Annotated in this window: 17 protein-coding genes, 1 tRNA gene and 1 pseudogene; 10 read left to right on the top strand and 9 right to left on the bottom strand. The window is 62.9% G+C overall.

The genetic code is table 11. The features are described from left to right. Positions 1-47 precede the first annotated feature (47 nt). Positions 48-977 (bottom strand): sensor domain-containing diguanylate cyclase, encoded by a 930-nt coding sequence (locus tag IEW00_RS00090; RefSeq protein WP_188512343.1) that lies wholly within the window; start codon positions 975-977, stop codon positions 48-50. 105 nt (positions 978-1,082) lie between these two features. Then, a complete protein-coding gene (locus IEW00_RS00085; RefSeq protein ID WP_188512342.1) occupies positions 1,083-2,291 on the bottom strand; it encodes an acyl-CoA dehydrogenase in 1,209 nt (402 codons plus the stop codon). A gap of 192 nt (positions 2,292-2,483) precedes the next feature. Between IEW00_RS00085 and IEW00_RS00080 the strand changes: the two genes are divergently transcribed. Continuing rightward, positions 2,484-2,663, top strand: coding sequence for a hypothetical protein (locus tag IEW00_RS00080; protein WP_188512341.1), 180 nt, complete (start codon positions 2,484-2,486; stop codon positions 2,661-2,663). Here the strand turns inward: IEW00_RS00080 and IEW00_RS00075 are convergent. Continuing rightward, positions 2,653-4,185, bottom strand: coding sequence for a cryptochrome/photolyase family protein (locus IEW00_RS00075; RefSeq protein WP_188512340.1), 1,533 nt, complete (start codon positions 4,183-4,185; stop codon positions 2,653-2,655). The genes IEW00_RS00080 and IEW00_RS00075 overlap by 11 nt on opposite strands. Before the next feature lie 164 nt (positions 4,186-4,349). Between IEW00_RS00075 and IEW00_RS00070 the strand changes: the two genes are divergently transcribed. Continuing rightward, entirely contained in the window at positions 4,350-4,781 is a 432-nt protein-coding gene (locus tag IEW00_RS00070; RefSeq protein WP_188512339.1) for a DUF983 domain-containing protein, read from the top strand. 18 nt (positions 4,782-4,799) lie between these two features. Here IEW00_RS00070 and IEW00_RS00065 read toward each other — a convergent pair whose 3' ends face one another. Then, on the bottom strand, positions 4,800-5,222 hold the full coding sequence (locus IEW00_RS00065; RefSeq protein ID WP_229736718.1) for a DUF2147 domain-containing protein: 423 nt from the start codon (positions 5,220-5,222) through the stop codon (positions 4,800-4,802). A 199-nt stretch (positions 5,223-5,421) separates the two neighbouring features. Here IEW00_RS00065 and IEW00_RS00060 point away from each other — a divergent pair, with 199 nt between their 5' ends. From IEW00_RS00060 to IEW00_RS00040, 5 genes are all read left to right on the top strand, one after another. Beyond that, positions 5,422-6,726, top strand: coding sequence for a methyltransferase family protein (locus tag IEW00_RS00060; RefSeq protein WP_188512337.1), 1,305 nt, complete (start codon positions 5,422-5,424; stop codon positions 6,724-6,726). 137 nt (positions 6,727-6,863) lie between these two features. After that, positions 6,864-7,280 (top strand): c-type cytochrome, encoded by a 417-nt coding sequence (locus IEW00_RS00055; protein WP_229736717.1) that lies wholly within the window; start codon positions 6,864-6,866, stop codon positions 7,278-7,280. 96 nt (positions 7,281-7,376) lie between these two features. After that, positions 7,377-7,775: a Co2+/Mg2+ efflux facilitator ApaG/CorD gene (apaG, locus tag IEW00_RS00050; RefSeq protein ID WP_188513022.1), complete on the top strand. Its 399-nt coding sequence runs from the start codon at positions 7,377-7,379 to the stop codon at positions 7,773-7,775. A 12-nt stretch (positions 7,776-7,787) separates the two neighbouring features. Beyond that, positions 7,788-8,600 carry a LysR family transcriptional regulator gene (locus tag IEW00_RS00045; RefSeq protein WP_188512336.1) on the top strand — a complete coding sequence of 271 codons (813 nt, stop codon included), beginning with the start codon at positions 7,788-7,790 and terminating at the stop codon, positions 8,598-8,600. Beyond that, positions 8,597-9,175, top strand: coding sequence for a GNAT family N-acetyltransferase (locus IEW00_RS00040; protein ID WP_229736715.1), 579 nt, complete (start codon positions 8,597-8,599; stop codon positions 9,173-9,175). The genes IEW00_RS00045 and IEW00_RS00040 overlap by 4 nt, the downstream gene beginning before the upstream one ends. Here the strand turns inward: IEW00_RS00040 and IEW00_RS00035 are convergent. The 3 genes from IEW00_RS00035 to IEW00_RS00025 all read right to left on the bottom strand — a co-directional run bounded on the left by IEW00_RS00035 (position 9,108) and on the right by IEW00_RS00025 (position 13,478). Continuing rightward, positions 9,108-10,337 (bottom strand): serine hydrolase, encoded by a 1,230-nt coding sequence (locus IEW00_RS00035; RefSeq protein WP_188512335.1) that lies wholly within the window; start codon positions 10,335-10,337, stop codon positions 9,108-9,110. The genes IEW00_RS00040 and IEW00_RS00035 overlap by 68 nt on opposite strands. A gap of 310 nt (positions 10,338-10,647) precedes the next feature. Then, a complete protein-coding gene (gene parE / locus IEW00_RS00030; RefSeq protein ID WP_188512334.1) occupies positions 10,648-12,639 on the bottom strand; it encodes a DNA topoisomerase IV subunit B in 1,992 nt (663 codons plus the stop codon). Between the two features lie 74 nt (positions 12,640-12,713). Next, on the bottom strand, positions 12,714-13,478 hold the full coding sequence (locus tag IEW00_RS00025) for a GcrA family cell cycle regulator (RefSeq protein WP_188512333.1): 765 nt from the start codon (positions 13,476-13,478) through the stop codon (positions 12,714-12,716). Between the two features lie 68 nt (positions 13,479-13,546). On the opposite strand from IEW00_RS00025, the gene IEW00_RS00020 reads away from it, so the two are divergent. Beyond that, complete coding sequence (locus IEW00_RS00020) at positions 13,547-14,425, top strand: ABC transporter permease (protein WP_229736714.1); 879 nt, start codon at positions 13,547-13,549, stop codon at positions 14,423-14,425. Between the two features lie 76 nt (positions 14,426-14,501). Here the strand turns inward: IEW00_RS00020 and hspQ are convergent, their stop codons facing one another. Beyond that, on the bottom strand, positions 14,502-14,828 hold the full coding sequence (gene hspQ / locus IEW00_RS00015; RefSeq protein ID WP_229736793.1) for a heat shock protein HspQ: 327 nt from the start codon (positions 14,826-14,828) through the stop codon (positions 14,502-14,504). A gap of 266 nt (positions 14,829-15,094) precedes the next feature. On the opposite strand from hspQ, the gene IEW00_RS00010 reads away from it, so the two are divergent. Both IEW00_RS00010 and IEW00_RS00005 read left to right on the top strand, forming a co-directional pair. Beyond that, positions 15,095-15,184: transfer RNA gene (locus IEW00_RS00010), tRNA-Ser, on the top strand. 143 nt (positions 15,185-15,327) lie between these two features. Next, positions 15,328-16,479, top strand: coding sequence for a tyrosine-type recombinase/integrase (locus IEW00_RS00005; RefSeq protein WP_188513019.1), 1,152 nt, complete (start codon positions 15,328-15,330; stop codon positions 16,477-16,479). 244 nt (positions 16,480-16,723) lie between these two features. Here IEW00_RS00005 and IEW00_RS17430 read toward each other — a convergent pair. After that, positions 16,724-16,853 (bottom strand): annotated as a pseudogene (locus IEW00_RS17430) (IS3 family transposase); the annotation flags it as partial. Between the last annotated feature and the right edge of the window lie 61 nt (positions 16,854-16,914).

Here is a 16,914-nt window from a genome sequence, read left to right as displayed (position 1 = left end):
GCCAGCGGCCTGGCGGGGTTGGCGCCCTCAGGCGACCTACTGACCCGTCAGCGCGCGCGCTTGGCGACATACAGCGCCTGATCAGCGCGCAGGAACATGTCTTCGGCGTCGTAGGAAATGGCGTTCGGTGCCAGCGCCACGCCATGGCTGGCACCGGCTTCGAGCAGATGGCCGTTCCACGCCACCGGCATCCGCAGCAGTGCGATGGTCCCGGTAATCCTGCTTGCGAGCTGCTGAAGGTTGCGGTTGCTGGGCAGCAGAACCGCAAATTCATCGCCGCCGATCCGCGCAACCAGCAGCGCATCCGGGAAGGATTGGCAGATGCGCTGGCCGAACTGCACCAGACAGGCATCGCCCGCCGCATGACCATAATGATCGTTGATCTGCTTGAAGCCATCGACATCGAACAGCACCAGCGCGCCCAGCGGTCGGAACCCCAAGGTCGAGTGCGAGGAATCGAGAAAACGGCTCTGGAACACCGCACGGTTGGCAAGGCCGGTCAGGCCATCCTGCTCGGCAGACTGTTGCAGTGCGTCGCGTTCGAGGCGCTGGCGGGTGATGTCGATCTTGGTGCCGATCAGCCGCGCCGCGCGGCCACGTTCGCTCTCGACCTTCGCGACGATCTGGACCCAGCGGTCCCCCCCATCTGGGCGGGTGATCCGCGCATCGAGCGTGAACCCAGACTTGTGCGCGATCGCACGGCTACGCAACCGTGTCAGCGTCTCGCGCGATTCCTCGTCGTAAAGCGTAACGATCTCCTCGCGATGCGGCACAGAGGTGCGATCGATCCCGAAGATGTCGTAAACGTTGCGCGTCCATAGCAATGCTTCAGACCGCAGATCGCACTCGAACACGCCGATCCCAGCATGCGCTACGGCGCGCGCGATGCACTGGGTATCCGGCTCGGTCCGTGCGCGAGCCGGACCGACGAGCACAGGAAGGTCTGGTAGATCGAAATCATGCAATGCGCCCCCCATGCCGTGTTCCCATGCTCCCCAAAAGTGACAGAAGGACACGCTATGGGAGCCCAGTTAACGGCCCGTTACATTTCGTCAGGAGCGATGTTAAAATATCAGAAACGTTCAGAAAAACGCCTGGATGCCCGTTTGCGCGCGGCCCAGGATCAGCGCATGGACATCGTGCGCGCCTTCATAGGTGTTCACCGTTTCCAGGTTCACCATGTGGCGCATCACCTGATATTCCTCGCTGATGCCGTTGCCGCCGTGCATGTCACGTGCGGCACGGGCGATATCGAGCGCCTTGCCGCAGTTGTTGCGCTTGACGATCGAGATCATCTCGGGCGCGAACCGGCCCTCGTCCATCAGCCGCCCGACGCGCAAGCTCGCCTGCAACCCGAGAGCGATCTCGGTCTGCATGTCGGCGAGCTTCTTCTGGAACAGCTGGGTTGCAGCCAGGGGCTTGCCGAACTGGACCCGGTCCAGGCCGTATTGGCGCGCGGCGTGCCAGCAGAACTCTGCAGCCCCCATCGCGCCCCATGAAATGCCATAGCGGGCGCGGTTGAGGCATCCAAACGGACCCTTGAGCCCTTCGACATTGGGGAGCAGGTTCTCTTCGGGAACCTCCACCTCATCCATCTGGATCATGCCGGTGGTCGAGGCGCGCAGGCTAAGCTTGCCCTTGATCTTGGGCGCGGCGAGGCCTTTCATCCCCTTTTCGAGGATGAAGCCACGGATGGCGCCATCATGCGCGTCGGACTTGGCCCAGATGACGAACACATCGGCAAACGGGCTGTTCGAGATCCACGTCTTTGCACCCGAGATCACGTAACCGCCATCGACCTTCTTCGCGCGAGTCTTCATGCCGGCAGGGTCCGATCCGGCGTCGGGCTCGGTAAGGCCAAAGCAGCCGATCAGCGTGCCTGCGGTGAGGCCGGGCAGGTACTTGCGGCGCTGCTCATCGCTGCCATAAGCGTTGATCGGGTGGATCACGAGCGAGCTTTGCACCGACATCATCGAGCGATAGCCGCTGTCGACCCGTTCGACCTCGCGCGCAATCAGGCCATAGGCGACATAGCTTGCTTCCGCGCCGCCGAAATCCTCAGGCAATGTCGCACCAAGCAGGCCGGCTTCGCCCATCATCGGAAACAGTTCGGGAGCGTCGATCTCCTCGCGGAACGCATCGATCACGCGGGGTTGCAATACGTCCTGCGCAAAGCCGCGCGCGCTGGTCTGGATCAGCCGTTCCTCTTCGGTCAGCTGCTCGTCGATCAGAAAGGGGTCGTCCCAGGTGAAGGGGATCGTTTCGGCTTTGCGGATGGTGTCATGCTTCATGGCTGGCAGGTCTAGCGCAGCTTGAGGTCCGATCAAAACCGAAATTCGCGCTTCGGCTCGACGTTTGCGACAGGCGCAACAAACCAGCCTATGTCCGGTTCTGGTACAGCAGCAGGTTAACCATCATTCGCCGTGTCCAATGGTTAAAAATCCGTTAACATCCTTGGCATGCAGCGATTGACCTCCCTTTCCGTGCCGGCCCGACCCAACAGCTTCCGGGGCAGCCTTCCACCGCGTATTCTGGCGGCAACCCCGGTCGACGAGCCCGAGGTGCTGGCCAAGCGCAAGAAGGCGCATCGCAACGAGGAAATCCGGCTGTTCCTGCTCAGTTTCTCCGCGTTCTTCGTCGCGATCACCTCGTTTATCTGGTGAGCGTTTCAAGGAAGCGGGCAGCATCCGCGCGGATCGCTGCCTTGTCCTTGTCATCGCGCTTCGACCAATTGCGATAGACCATCGACAGCCGCTGGTTCTTGCCCAGCACCGGCTCGTTGCGGTCGAGAAAGTCCCAATAGAGCAGGTTGAACGGACAGGCCTTGGACCCGGTCTTGGCGTTGACGTCGTACCGGCAATGGCCGCAATAATCCGACATCTTGTTGATGTAGTTGCCGCTCGACGCATAGGGCTTGCTGGCGAGCAATCCGCCGTCGGCAAACTGGCTCATCCCCAACGTGTTGGGCAATTCGACCCATTCATAGGCATCGGCGTACACCTCAAGATACCATTGATGCACCGCGTGGGGATCGATTCCGGCGACCAGCGCGAAGTTGCCGGTGATCATCAGCCGCTGGATGTGGTGGGCATAGGCGTGTTCCATCGTCTGGCCGATCGCCTGCGCCATGCAGTGCATGTCGGTCTGGCCATCATAATAGAAGCCGGGCAGCGGGCGCTTGGCGTCCAGCGCGTTGCGCTGCGCGTATTCGGGCCCTTCGCGCCAGTAGATGCCGCGCACATATTCCCGCCAGCCGATGATCTGGCGGATAAACCCTTCGGCGGCGTTGATCGGCACCTTGCCCTTGCGGAACATCGCCTCGACCTCCTGGCACAAGGCCAGCGGGTCGAGCAGGCCGCAGTTGAGATAGGGCGAGAGAATCGAATGCCATAGAAACGGCTGCCCGGTGAGCATCGCGTCCTGATAATCACCGAAGCGTGCGAGCGCGTGTTTGATGAAATGCGCCTGTTGCGCCAACGCATCGTCGGCTCGGGTCGCGAAGGCGAAGTTCTCCAGGCTGCCGGGGTGGTCGGCAAAGCGCTTGGCGACCAGATCGAGTACCTCGCGGGTGATCGCATCGGGCTTGAAGACGAGCGGTTGCGGAATCAATAGCGGCTCGTTCGGCGGCGGCTTGCGGTTTTCGCTGTCGAAGTTCCATTCGCCGCCCTCGGGCTTGCCGTGCTCGTCGAGCAACAGGGCGGTCTTGCGGCGCATGTCGCGGTAGAAGAACTCCATCCGCAACTGCTTGCGCCCTGCGGCCCAGGTGTCGAATTCGGCATGGGTGCACACGAACCGGCTGTCCTCGCGCAGATCGATGGGTACATCGAACTTGTCGGCCCAGCCCTGCATAGCCGAAAGAACCCGCCATTCGCCCGGCTCGGTTGCAACAATGCAATCGGGGCAGTGACGTTCGATCGCACGGGCGACCTCGCCGGTGAACGAGCCGCTGTTGTCGGGATCGTCCAGCGTGACGTAATCGACCGTCCAGCCTTTTGCGCGCAGATCCGCGGCATGGTGCCGCATCGCGGAAAGGATGAAGGCGATCTTGGCTTTGTGGTGACGGACGTAGGTGGTTTCCTCGTCCACCTCCATCATCAGCAGGATGCAGGCTTCGGGATCGGCGCCATCCAGAGCGGAAAGATCGTGGCTGAGCTGGTCGCCCAGTATCGGGATAAGGGTTTTCATGGGGGTATTGTGTCCTGGACGGTGCAAGCCCCTATGATGGGGTGCGATGTCGCGTGTTCAATGTGCGCCGGGCCATGCGGGCATTAAGCTATGACATTGTCGGCCCCGATGCCTATCTGGGATAGGTGAGGGCCCCATTGTCCTTGTTCCAGGAAAGACCTGCCATGCCCGACTCAGCCAGCCCCGCTCCGATAGCGCCCCAAGAGGGAAACCAGAGCGCCGTTCAGGTGGCACTGCGCGGCATGCGCAACCATTGCCCGCGCTGCGACCACAAGCCGCTGTTCGCACGGTATCTGAAGCCGGTCGAACGCTGCGCGTGTTGCGGGCAGGACTGGACTTTGCACCAGGCGGATGATTTTCCGGCGTACATCTCGATCTTCGTCAGCGGGCACCTGCTCGCCCCGGTGCTGATTGCCGTCGGCAGCCGCGAGTTGCTGCCGATGGGCGTGCTGGCCGTTATCGCGATCGTGGGAGCGCTGCTGCTGACGATCGCGCTGCTGCAACCGGCCAAGGGCGCGGTGATCGCGCTGCAGTATCACTGGGGGATGCACGGTTTTGCCCCGGTGGTCGCACCGCGTGGCGGCCAGCCGGACTGACCGGCTGGTTTAGACCTGTCAGAGCTTGCGCCATACCTGCGACTTGCACAGCAGTCCGCCCAGAATGCAGCCGCTGATCTTGATGCGGTTGGCATCGAGTTGCCGGATCGTCGAATAATAGGTTTCACCCAGATCGGGAACGAAGACGTTGCCTTTCCAGTGGCCGGGCTTGGTTTCGCGATAGTTCCGCAGCAGGCTAGTGCCGATGAGCTGCGGAGTGCCTCCATCGGCAGCATCTTTTTTGGCGAGGTCGCTCGCCCAGCTAACCTTACCGCACAATTCGGTGCCACACGACTGGGTGACGACGCGGACGTCGCCGGTGGGGTTTTCCCATGTGCCGTGGATCGGCTCTGACGTCGCTGCCACAGCCGCAAAGCCTGTTGGCCCCAGCAAGGCCAGCGCAAGTCCTAATCCACGTAATGCCCCCAGATGCATCTGCATAAACCTTTTGCGACCTCTTATTGGCTTACCCTTGCCCCCGTTGTTTCGTTCCCCGGGCCGTCCGATAGTGCATGATCACTGGCCCAAGTCGAGCGACATTCGCGCAGGCCCCACCCATTTTGTCGCAAAAAGGGTTCGAACGCGGTCGGTGCATTTCCTTCACCGCTTGCTCACAAATATCGGTTAAGGGTCAGCCACCATGCCCAGCCCGTCAGCCACTCCGCATGATCCTTGCCCGCCAAGCGCCGTCAGCCATGGCGCAGGGCTGATCGGGCTTGTCGGGCTGTTCGGCTGGGTGGTTCTGGCACGGCAGAACGGCTGGAGCGGTCCCAATGCGGCATTGGTGTGCTGCGTCGCCACCGGCCTGCCGATGGTGCTCTGGTCGCTGTTGGTCGACAAGGTTCATCTGAGACCCAGCACCGGCCTGAACTGGTCCAATCCGCGCCCGGTCAAGGATGTTATCGATACCAGCCTGATCAAGCTGACTGGGCTGTGGATGACGTGGGCCGTGATCGCGGCAATCTATGCGACCGCGCGCTGGTACTGGACGGGCAACTACCAGTTCGCGATGAACGTGTTCATCTATGCTGCTCCGTTCCTGTTCTTTCTGTCGATCCCCTATGTGATCTGGGTCGAGCGCTATCTGAAAGACCAGCACGATGGGGCCTGGCACTTGGGCGCGATGATCTCGGGCCAGCCCGGCTGGGAGCGCGAGGCTATCTATCACCATCTGCGCGCCTGGGCGGTGAAGGGTTTCTTTCTCGCCTTCATGCTGTCGATCGTTCCCGGCGGCTATGCGCAGATCATCAACGCCAACGTCGCCGAAATCGCGACCAACCCGGTGTGGATCGCCAACTGGCTGATCATCACGATGTTCCTGGTCGACGTACAGTTCGCCACAGTCGGCTATGCGCTGACCTTGAAGCCGCTCGATTCGCACATCCGCACCGCCAACCCCTATATGGCGGGCTGGGCTGCGGCGCTGATCTGCTACCCGCCGTTCATTTTGATGGGGGACAACGGCCCGCTGAATTATCACATCAACACCGCCGATTGGGTCTACTGGTTTGAGGGCAACACGCCGCTGCTGGTCGCATGGGGCGCGTGGTTGGTGGTGTTGACGGGGATCTACGCGTGGGCGACCGTTGCCTTCGGCATCCGCTTTTCCAACCTCACCCATCGCGGGATCCTGACCCACGGGCCATATCGATGGACCAAACACCCCGCCTATCTTTCCAAGAATATCTATTGGTGGTTCGCAACAATGCCATTTCTGGTCACCAGCGGATCGTGGGTGGATGGCGTGCGCAATGCGGCTATCCTCGCCTGCGTGTCGGGCGTGTATTATTGGCGCGCGCGCACCGAGGAGCGGCATCTGATGGCCGACCCTGATTACGCCGCCTACGCGGCCTGGATGGACCGCCATGGGCCGGTGCCGCGTCTGATCGCGCTGATCACCGGACGCCGCGCGCACACCGCGCCGGTTCCCACCCCGGCGGAGTAATGCTGGCACCCTCTGCGTGTCGCGCGCTCAAGCGCTTGTAGTTTAAAGCCGCCGCACCGACTGGAAAAGGCCGTTGCATGGTCCCATATCCGCGCAACGCACGACGTTGCCCCGTTGGGCTCTGGGAGATCATATAGGTGAAAAAGTTTGTGGACGACCGCACGCTGACGATGGCGATGACAGGTTCCTTGCTGGCCAGCGCGTTGCTGACAGCAATGCCGGCCATGGCACAGGGCACAGCGGCGGCTGCCGGCGATCCCGTGCGCGGCGCGAAGGTCTATGCCAGCAACTGCACCGGTTGCCATGCCGCGGACACCAACGGCGTCGGCCCCGCGCATCGCGGCGTGTTCGGTCGCAAGGCTGGGGCCGCGCCCGGTTTTGCCTATTCGCCCGGGCTCAAGGCAGCCAAGTTTGCCTGGGATGCCGACAGGCTCGACAAATGGCTGACCAACCCGCAAGCCTTCATTCCCGGAGCCAGGATGGGGTTCCGGCTGGGCGATGCCCAGCGCCGTGCCGATGTGATCGCGTACCTCAAGAAAGAAAGCGCAAAGTAGAATTCCGCAGCGGCGGGCAAGGTATTTATCCTATGCCCCCTTTCGCCGGACCGCTGGACAAGGCATATTGCGAGCATGGACCAATTTTCAGACAGCATGGACCGGTTCTTTTCCCACAGTGCCACCAGCCATGGCATCACGGTGCGAGTCGCGGTCAGCTTTCTCCCCGACAGGTCGCGCGCCGACAGCGCCCGCTGGTTCTGGTCATATCACATCCGGATCGAGAACAATTCGGAAAGCCCCGTACAGCTGCTGACCCGCCACTGGGTGATCACCGATGGCCGCGGCGGGGTGCATCAGGTCGATGGCGAGGGTGTGGTCGGCGAACAGCCGGTAATCCTGCCCGGCAAGGCGCATGATTATGTCTCGGGATGCCCGCTCGATACGCCCACCGGTCGGATGGAAGGGATGTACCGGATGATGCGCAACGATGACGAGCTGATCGCGGTGGAAATCCCGCGTTTTGCGCTGGTCGCACCGGCCGTTGCCGATTAATCAACGTTTCGTATGAAACGGACCCATCTCCCGCTCAATGGTCTGCGCGTGCTCGATGCAGCGGCGCGGCACCTCAGCTTCACCCGCGCTGCCGATGAGCTCGCGGTAACGCCTGCTGCCGTAGGCCAGCAGATCCGCGCATTGGAGGATATGCTGGGCGTGGTGCTGTTCCGCCGCACCCCCAAGGGGCTTGAGCTGACCGATGAGGCCGGCGCCGGGCTCGATGCGCTGCGCGGCGGGTTCCTGCAGTTCGAGGAAGCCGTGCGCGCGATGCAGCAGGGCCAGTCGAGCTTCCGCCTGACCATTGCGGTGCCGCGCGACTTTGCCGCCAAATGGTTGCACCACCGGCTGATCGGCTATGCCGCCGCCAACCCGGAAATTCGCTACACGCTGGTATCGGGCGACAACGATATCGATTTTACCGAAGCCAACCTCGATTGCGCGATCCGGCTCGCCGACGGCCCGGCAGAGCTAGAAGGCGCGGTGATCGGCCCGGCGCAGTTCGTCACCGTGGCGGCGCCGGGCTATCAGGGCGATCGCCGGATCGAATGGCCCGGTTGCACGCGCGGCAAGGACGACACCGTTGCCGATGATAGCACGGTGATGCAGGTCGCCGATGCCGGGTTGGGGCTGGATGCTGCGATCGCGGGCTTTGGCAGCGTGACCGTGCCCTATCTGCTCGCCGAACGGGACCTGACCGAGGGCAGGCTGGTCGCCATCGACGAGGTTCGTCCCTCTCGCCGTGCCTATTGGGTCGTCGCACCGACCCCGCAATGGCGGCAGAAGAAGGTCCGCGCACTGGTCGAGGCACTGACGGCGGCATGACCACCGCGCCGATGCCCTTGCTGAAGAGCGAGCGACTGGTGCTACGCCAGATCCGCACCGATGATGCCGAGGCGCTGTTTGAAGTCCTGTCCGATGATGGTCTGATGACCTGGTGGTCATCCGGCCCGCACCGGTCGATCGAGGAAACCCGCGCCTATCTTGAACCCGCAGCAGTCGGCGAGTGGCGCAGCTGGGCGATCACGCGCGCAGGCGATGACATGGCGCTGGGCTGGGTCAACGCGCATGACCGGCGCGAGAATGTGTGCGAGCTGGGCTATATCCTCGCGCGGTCGTGCTGGGGGCAGGGAATTGCGCGCGAAGCGGTGGCGATGGTGCTCGATCAGCTGCTGATCACCGAAGGCCAGCGGCGGGTGTTTGCCGATGCCGATCCGGAGAACCTGCATTCGATATCGCTGCTGACCTCGATGGGGTTCGTTCAGGAGGGCCATCTGCGCGCCGAATGGGAAACCCATATCGGTGTGCGCGACAGCCTGATCTTCGGGTTGCTCAAGGACGAGTGGACGGCGCGTCGCGCGCTGTCAGCAGATCCAGCAGCCGTGCCATCAGTTGGATGAACCCCGGCTGATCGATGTCAGCGGCGGGATTGTTGACCACGGCAGACACGATGTAACGGTCGTTCTGCCGAGAACGGGCGAGGAAGCTCATCGCCATGATCCCCGGCTCCGATCCGCCCTTGTAGCCAAGATAAGCCCAGCGCGCCGCGTTGACCGGCGCAATGCCCGGATTGATCTTGAGGATCGCGCGGGTGGCTGGGTCTCCGTCGTCCTCGAGCATTGCCAGCAGCCTCGCGATGTCCTGCGGGCTGGCGAACCATTCGACCGTATCGATCTGGTTGGGGCCGGCGGTGTAGACCGACAGGTCGAGCCGGGGCAGCGTCAGCGCGTCGCCGACGTCTGCCAAAATCCGCGTCTGCCCGGCATCGTCGGCTGCAAGGAAGCGATCGCGCAGCGCTGCGTTGGCGGGCATCTTCAGGCCGGTCACCGCTTGCGTCGAGAGCAGCGGGATCATGTCCGACGGGCGCGCATGGCCGCTCGCGCGGATGATGGCCTCTAGCTTCTCTTGGCCGATCGCAGCGATCAGCGTATCGGTGGCGCTGTTGTCGCTGATCGAGATCATCAGCGTTGCCAGCGTCTGCAGCGTCATCGGAGCATTGTCCGGCCAATCCTGGGTAATCCCAGAGGGATGCGATTTTTGAGCGAGCGGCAGTACGTCACTCCATGTGCGCTCGCCGGCGCGCACAGCGCGGTCGATCTCGGTAAGCACATAGAGCTTGAACACCGAGGCGATGGCAAAGCGCTGGTCGGCGTTGTGGCTCGCGATTGTTTCTGAACCTTTGCCGGTCAGCCGTTGGACGATCAGCCCGCTGCGCCCGGGCAGCGCGGCGATATCGGTAGTAACCTGCTCCAGCGTATCGCCTTGCGTGCGCGATCCGGTGACGAACAGCCCCGACAACTTGCCGTCGAGCACGCCGATTGTGAACGTCACCACCGCCTTGTCGAAGCGGACATCGACCTTCGCAGATCGCACGTCCATCGGCTGGATTGCATCGATCGCGAGCGGCGCGCCGAACTGGTCGCGCAAGCCGCTGATCACCGCCGCCAGTTGGTCGGGCGGGACGGCGGTGAGGAAAGAAGGGGTGAAGATGCTTGCGGGCTCGGCGGTGCTTTGCAGCAGGGCGAGTACATCAAGCGCGGGCTTGTCGAAGGTGTTTTGCATTGCGGGGGCGGGGGGCGGCGTATCAGTCTGTGCGATGGCCTGGCTGCCAAAAGCGATCAACAAGATTGCCATCGCCCGATGAACCGTTTTCCGGCGAACGCCGGAATCCAGGGCGATGTTACGCAATCCAGCCCGGGATTCCGGCTTTCGCCGGAAAACAATATGCTCCATGAGCTTTCCCAGGCGAGTCCACCAAACCATGCCATTTTCGTCACCCCCGCGCAGGCGGGGGTCCCGCTTTCCCTTCTGGCCTTCCCGCGGAAGCGGGATTCCCGCCTTCGCGGGAATGACGGGAGGGGAGAGCGCGGCGCTAAGCGTCGATCGCTTCACGATCGACCTGCGCGGCGTGGTTCTGGATGAAGTTGAAGCGGTGCTCGGGGTTCTTGCCCATCAGCTCGCCGACCAGTTCCTTGACCGCCGAATACTGCTCGTAATTGGGTGGAAGGGTGACGCGCAGCAGCGAGCGCGATGTCCGGCTCATCGTCGTTTCGCGCAGCTGTCCGGGGTTCATCTCGCCCAGCCCCTTGAAGCGGCTGACCTCGACCTTCTTGCCCTTGAGGATCGTCCTTTCGAGCTCGGCACGATGGGCGTCATCGCGCGCGTACCAGCTCTTGGCGCCAACCACGAGCCGGTAGAGTGGCGGCTGCGCGAGATACAGGTGCCCCGCCTTCACGATCTCGGTCATTTCCTGGAAGAAGAACGTCATCAGCAGCGTCGCGATATGCGCGCCGTCGACATCGGCGTCGGTCATGATGATGATCCGGTCGTAGCGCAGCTGGCCCGGATCGCAGTGCTTGCCGGTGCCGCAACCCAGCGCCAGCGCCAGATCGGCGATTTCCTGGTTGGCACCGATCTTGGCGGTGTTGGCCGAGGCGACATTCAAAATCTTGCCGCGGATCGGCAGGATCGCCTGGGTCTTGCGGTCACGCGCCTGCTTGGCGGAACCACCCGCGCTGTCGCCCTCGACGATGAAGATCTCGGTCTCTGCGCCCTCCACCCCGGTGCCGTCGTTGCTGCAATCGGTCAGCTTGCCCGGCAGCCGCAGCTTGCGCGCGCTGGTCGCGGTCTTGCGCTTGACCTCGCGTTCGGCCTTGCGCTTGAGCCGTTCGTCCAGCCGCTCGAGCACCAGCCCGAGCAGCGCCTTGCCGCGCTCCATGTTGTCGGTCAGGAAATGGTCGACGTGATCGCGCACGGCGTTCTCGACCAACCGCGCCGCTTCGGGCGAGGTCAGCCGGTCCTTGGTCTGGCTTTGAAACTGCGGATCGCGGATGAACACCGAGAGCATCAGTTCGCTGCCGGTCATCACGTCCTCTGCGGTCAGCCCCGCTGCCTTCTTGTTGCCGATCAGCTCGCCAAAGCCGCGCAGCCCCTTGAGGATCGCGGCGCGAAGGCCCGCCTCGTGCGTGCCGCCATCGGGGGTGGGGATGGTGTTGCAATAATAGCTATAGCTGCCGTCGCTCCACAGCGGCCAGGCGACCGCCCATTCAACCCGGCCCTTGCCATCAGGGAAGTCCTGCCGCCCCGCAAAGAAGTCGGATGTCGCGCATTCACGCCCGCCCAGCTGCTCGCGCAGATGATCGGCGAGGCCACCGGGGAACTGGAACACCGCCTCTTGCGGAACCTTGTCGTCGGACAGTTCGGCATCGCATTTCCAGCGGATTTCGACCCCGGCATAGAGATACGCCTTGGACCGGGCGAGCGCGAACAGCCGTGCGGGCTTGAACTTCGCGCCTGCGCCGAAGATCTCGTCATCGGGAACGAAGCTTATCGTAGTGCCGCGCCGGTTGGGGGCTGCGCCAACCTTCTCGAGCGGACCCAGCGGCGCGCCGCGCGAATAATGTTGCGCGTACAATTCCTTGTTGCGCGCCACTTCGACCAGCAGTTCGCTCGACAGCGCATTGACCACCGACACGCCGACGCCGTGCAGACCGCCGCTGGTGGCATAGGCCTTGTCGGAGAACTTGCCGCCCGAGTGCAGCGTGGTGAGGATCACCTCGAGCGCCGACTTGCCCGGAAACTTGGGGTGTGGATCGACCGGGATGCCACGGCCGTTGTCGCTGATCGTCAGGTGGTTGCCGGGGCGCAAGGTCACCTCGATCCGGCTGGCATGGCCGGCGACGGCCTCGTCCATGCTGTTGTCGAGCACTTCGGCGGCCAGATGATGCAGCGCGCGCTCGTCGGTGCCGCCGATATACATTCCCGGCCTGCGCCGCACCGGCTCAAGCCCCTCGAGCACCTCGATCGCCGAGGCATCATAGGTTTCAACAGGGGTTTGCGATTTTGCGAACAGATCGTCGGACATGCCGCCTGCTATAGGGCGCAAAGCACCCGTCCGGCAAGCATGCCGCCCGACTTATCCGCCGCTATCCTCGGCTATCAGCGGACGCGAGGTCCGCCAAACGGCATCGGCGGGGGAGGGCGACGCGTGCCGCGCGGCAGCTGCGCCTGATAGGCCCGGCCGCAATGCTCGACGCAATATGGGAAGCCCGGATTGACCTGCTGCCCGCAGAAGTGGAAATCAGGCTCGCCCGGGTGACCCATCGGCCAGCGGCAGATGCGGTCGGTCAGATCGAGCAGCGTGGTCTTGTCGGCGATCTCCGCGCTAGGGCGGGCAGGGACCAGACGCCGCGGCGGAGCCGGCGGGATCGGGGCCTGCTGATCGCCGGGGCCCTGGCGCAGGAAGCCGCCGGGACCGACCGATACGATCCGTGGCTGCGGTTTAAGCTCGGGTGCTGCAACGACATCTGCGCTGTCGGCTACATCATTATCGTCATCATCCGCCACTGCGGCGGCTTCAACCGGGCGGGGGGCAGGTTGCGGAGCGGGCGTGGGCGCAGGCGCAGCGCGCAAGGGCTTGGCAGGCGCATCGGCCTTGAACGGCGGTGCGTCGGCGTCAGATTCGGACTCAACCTCGGCCTCGGGTTTCCTGGCCGGTTTGGGAGCATCAGCCTTTTTGGCGACCTTGGGCTTGGCTTCGCCTGCCTTGACCGGAGACGGGCGCGACTTCAGGCCAAGGCGATGCGCCTTGCCGATGACCGCATTGCGGCTGACCCCGCCCAGCTCTTCAGCGATCTGGCTGGCGGTGAGGCCCTTTTCCCACATGGTTTTGAGCTGATCGATCCGCTCGTCGGTCCATGACATGAACAGCAATTCCTTCTTGACCAATTGGGGCTTGCCCGGTCTGGTGTCCGCCGATAGGCGCAACCACCATGAACGATCAAGCACCAAATCCCCCCGTAGCCGTCGCGGCGCCGGGCAATAGACCCGAAATCGGAACCGGCCCTGCCTTTGCAGAGCCCGGCACCGTCCGGATCGGTGCGATCAACTGGGGAGGGTTGAAAGCCCTCTATATGAAAGAGGTGCGCCGGTTCTTCAAGGTCCAGTTGCAAACCATCTGGGCGCCGGCAATCACCACGATGCTGTATCTGGTGATTTTCACCGTCGCCTTGGGGCGCTCGGGCCGCACCGTTCTCGACGTGCCGTTTGCCGATTTCCTCGCGCCAGGCCTCATTGTGATGGCGATGATGCAGAACAGCTTTGCCAATTCCAGCTTCTCGCTGCTGGTTGGCAAGATCCAGGGGACGATCATCGATTATCTGATGCCGCCGCTGTCCGAACTCGAGGTGCTGGTGTCGCTGACGATTGCCGCGGTCACCCGCTCGATTCTCGTCGGCGCTGCTGTCTGGTTGGCAATGCTGCTGTGGCCGGGGATCGACGTAACGCCGCGCCATCCGCTGGCGATCCTCTGGTTCGGGCTGATGGGCGCGATGATGCTGGCGTTCATGGGCGTGCTGACATCGGTCTGGGCGGAAAAGTTCGATCATGCCGCCGCGATCACCAACTTCGTCGTGGCACCGCTGGCGCTGCTGTCGGGCACGTTCTACTCGGTCCAGGCGATGGCGCCCGCGTTCCGCACGCTCAGCCACGCCAACCCGTTCTTCTACGTGATCTCGGGTTTCCGCTATGGGTTCATCGGTTCCACCGATTCGCCGCTGTTGCTGGGCGCAGGTCTGCTGCTCGCGATCAATGTCGCGCTCGGCTTTGCCTGCTACGCATTGCTGCGCTCGGGATGGAAACTGCGCTCCTGATAAAACCCTGCCCGCGCCGAGTCCCCGGCGCAGCGCTCAGTGCCCGCGCGCAGCGCTTAGTGCCCGCGCGCAGCGCTTAGTGCATCGTGCGCAGACGATAGCGCCCGTCGCTGAATGGTCCGAATAGCTGCGGCACGGCAGGGTGATCGACCGGCTCGCCACTGTCATCGCCAACCAGATTCTGCTGGCTGACATAAGCGATATAACTGTTTTCCGCGTTCTCGGCGAACAGGTGATAGAACGGCTGGTCCTTGGCCGGGCGCAGTTCCTCGGGGATCGATTCGTACCAGTCGTCGCTGTTGGCGAAAACGGGATCGATATCGAACACCACACCGCGGAAATCGAAGATGCGGTGCCGCACGATATCGCCAATCGTGTAGCGCGCGCGCGAAACCCGCGGCATGATAACGCTGCTGGTGGAATCGGTGCCGGCTGCCTGGGTGCTACCCGCCGCATCGTCGTTGCCGCGTCGGAAGGAATTGTTGCTCATTGAACCAACTTAGTGTGTTGCAACGCAGCATACAAGCTTTCCGCCAACTGGCCGCAGGTTTCTGCTTGGCAAGTCGCAAAGCCTGCGCTAATGGCCCGCCTTCCCGCAGATCGACCACATCTTTCTGCGCTGCGGGAACCAGTTTGGGTCGCCGGGCATCGCCCTGGCCCCGCTAGGCCGGAGAGGTGGCAGAGTGGTCGAATGTACCGCACTCGAAATGCGGCGTGGGCGCGAGCTCACCGTGGGTTCGAATCCCACCCTCTCCGCCAGGTACTAATCCCACAAAATCCCTGATCAGCTCCGAAAGTCCAGCTTCCCTGAGGGGTTCGCTGGTGATTCGGATCCCTGAGTGTCCCACGTCGTCCAGACCGACATTTTTGCAAATGTGGGAATAAATTTTATGATCAGCTCCATGGAAACGACTTCGAACACCGGCCCGAAGACCAAGCCTCAGTCCAGCCGTCGTATCAGTTTTGGCGACGGCCTTTTTCGCTATGAGAGACCGGGAGGAACCAGCAGCTGGGTCTGCCGGGTACAGCACAAAGGCAACCGGAGAGATTTCGGCCTGGGCAGCTGCAAGACAGTGGGCCTGGATGAGGCTCGCGAGCGGGCGCAGGTCGTGCGCCGTCAGGTAGAGCAAGGCTACGACCCGCAGTTCGAGCGGCGCAAGGTCGAAGCTGTGCCCAACTTCAAGGACGCGGCACAGAAGGTCTTCGACATTCACTCGAAGACATGGCGCAACGGCAAGCATCATGGCCAGTGGATGCGCACCATGGAGATGTACGCCTTCCCGCAGCTGGGCAAGATGCGGGTTGATCGGATCACCGGCCCGATGATCCGCGACGTGCTGATGGAAATCTGGCTGGCCAAGCCCGAGACTGCGCGCCGGGTGCGCCAGCGGATCGGGATGGTGCTCGATTGGGCCTATGCGTCTGGCTACCGCGAGAACGAAGCCCCGATGCGGGCGATCACCAAGGGCCTGCCGCGTCAGCCGCGCCGTGATGGTCACTACCCGGCTATGCCTTACGAAAAGGTGCCGAAGTTCATCCAGAGGCTGCGCGCGCGGGAATCCTTCAGTCGCCTTGCTCTCGAATTTGCCATTTACACCGCCGCCAGATCGGGCGAGGTGCGTGGCATGACCTGGGATGAGGTTGACCTTGAAAGCGGCCTCTGGACGCTTCCCAAGGCGCGTATGAAGGCATTTCGCGAGCATGTGGTCCCGCTCAGCCCGCGACCGCTGCGGATCATCCGTCGCTGTGCCCAGCTGCGCCTTCGGGAATCGCCCTACGTGTTTCCCGGCTTCAAGAACAACAGGCCTCTGTCCGACATGACGCTGTCCAAGCTGATGAAGGAGATGCTTCAGCCCTATACCCCGCACGGGTTCCGATCATCGTTCCGCGACTGGGTGAGCGAAGAGACGAACCACCCCAGCGATGTGGCGGAAGCTGCCCTCGCCCATATGGTCGCCAACAAAACCGAAGCGGCCTACCGGCGCGGCAATCTATTGGAGAAACGCCGGGTGATGATGGCCGAATGGGCCGCATATTGCGACCGGGACAGTTGAGGAGCCCAGCCTGTGGCGCGCAGAGCGCAGTTGCTTGGCCGATATTCTTTCATGGACTTGACTAAGCAAGGCATCGCCCTAGCCGCAGCTCTCGCGCCTGCATGATCCGTTCGACCCGATTCAGGTCGCAGGAGATCCCATCGGCGAGCTGCGGGCACTGTAGGTCCGGCTCCTACAACATGGCTAGTTATGATCCTGGCGTCGGTCACCTCTTCGTCCGGGAAGCGCTGCGACGACGCACGGGAAAGCAAGGTATAAAAACCGGTTCGCGAGACACCGCGCGCCCCGCACCTCAATGCCACCGGCCAGATCCTTCGATGCTTCGCGATGAAGGCGAACCTCATATCGGCTCGTTCGCGATTCAGGCGACGGCTTCCTAAGAAACAGCCATATCAGGCTCCCTTGGGATTTCGTGAAGGGTGAAGCCGAAAGCCT

Source organism: Blastomonas aquatica, from assembly GCF_014639875.1.
GTDB classification, from domain to species: domain Bacteria; phylum Pseudomonadota; class Alphaproteobacteria; order Sphingomonadales; family Sphingomonadaceae; genus Blastomonas; species Blastomonas aquatica.
This window is presented reverse-complemented; position numbering and strand designations above follow the sequence as displayed.

What these genes read in the sequence shown, in the direction of transcription:
- IEW00_RS00090 (WP_188512343.1), bottom strand. Translation starts at nt 977, where the DNA reads ATGGGGGGCGCATTGCATGATTTCGATCTACCAGACCTTCCTGTGCTC.
- IEW00_RS00085 (WP_188512342.1), bottom strand. Translation starts at nt 2,291, where the DNA reads ATGAAGCATGACACCATCCGCAAAGCCGAAACGATCCCCTTCACCTGG.
- IEW00_RS00075 (WP_188512340.1), bottom strand. Translation starts at nt 4,185, where the DNA reads ATGAAAACCCTTATCCCGATACTGGGCGACCAGCTCAGCCACGATCTT.
- IEW00_RS00070 (WP_188512339.1), top strand. Translation starts at nt 4,350, where the DNA reads ATGCCCGACTCAGCCAGCCCCGCTCCGATAGCGCCCCAAGAGGGAAAC.
- IEW00_RS00065 (WP_229736718.1), bottom strand. Translation starts at nt 5,222, where the DNA reads ATGCAGATGCATCTGGGGGCATTACGTGGATTAGGACTTGCGCTGGCC.
- IEW00_RS00060 (WP_188512337.1), top strand. Translation starts at nt 5,422, where the DNA reads ATGCCCAGCCCGTCAGCCACTCCGCATGATCCTTGCCCGCCAAGCGCC.
- apaG (WP_188513022.1), top strand. Translation starts at nt 7,377, where the DNA reads ATGGACCGGTTCTTTTCCCACAGTGCCACCAGCCATGGCATCACGGTG.
- IEW00_RS00045 (WP_188512336.1), top strand. Translation starts at nt 7,788, where the DNA reads ATGAAACGGACCCATCTCCCGCTCAATGGTCTGCGCGTGCTCGATGCA.
- IEW00_RS00040 (WP_229736715.1), top strand. Translation starts at nt 8,597, where the DNA reads ATGACCACCGCGCCGATGCCCTTGCTGAAGAGCGAGCGACTGGTGCTA.
- IEW00_RS00035 (WP_188512335.1), bottom strand. Translation starts at nt 10,337, where the DNA reads ATGCAAAACACCTTCGACAAGCCCGCGCTTGATGTACTCGCCCTGCTG.
- parE (WP_188512334.1), bottom strand. Translation starts at nt 12,639, where the DNA reads ATGTCCGACGATCTGTTCGCAAAATCGCAAACCCCTGTTGAAACCTAT.
- IEW00_RS00025 (WP_188512333.1), bottom strand. Translation starts at nt 13,478, where the DNA reads ATGTCATGGACCGACGAGCGGATCGATCAGCTCAAAACCATGTGGGAA.
- IEW00_RS00020 (WP_229736714.1), top strand. Translation starts at nt 13,547, where the DNA reads ATGAACGATCAAGCACCAAATCCCCCCGTAGCCGTCGCGGCGCCGGGC.
- hspQ (WP_229736793.1), bottom strand. Translation starts at nt 14,828, where the DNA reads ATGCCGCGGGTTTCGCGCGCGCGCTACACGATTGGCGATATCGTGCGG.
- IEW00_RS00005 (WP_188513019.1), top strand. Translation starts at nt 15,328, where the DNA reads ATGGAAACGACTTCGAACACCGGCCCGAAGACCAAGCCTCAGTCCAGC.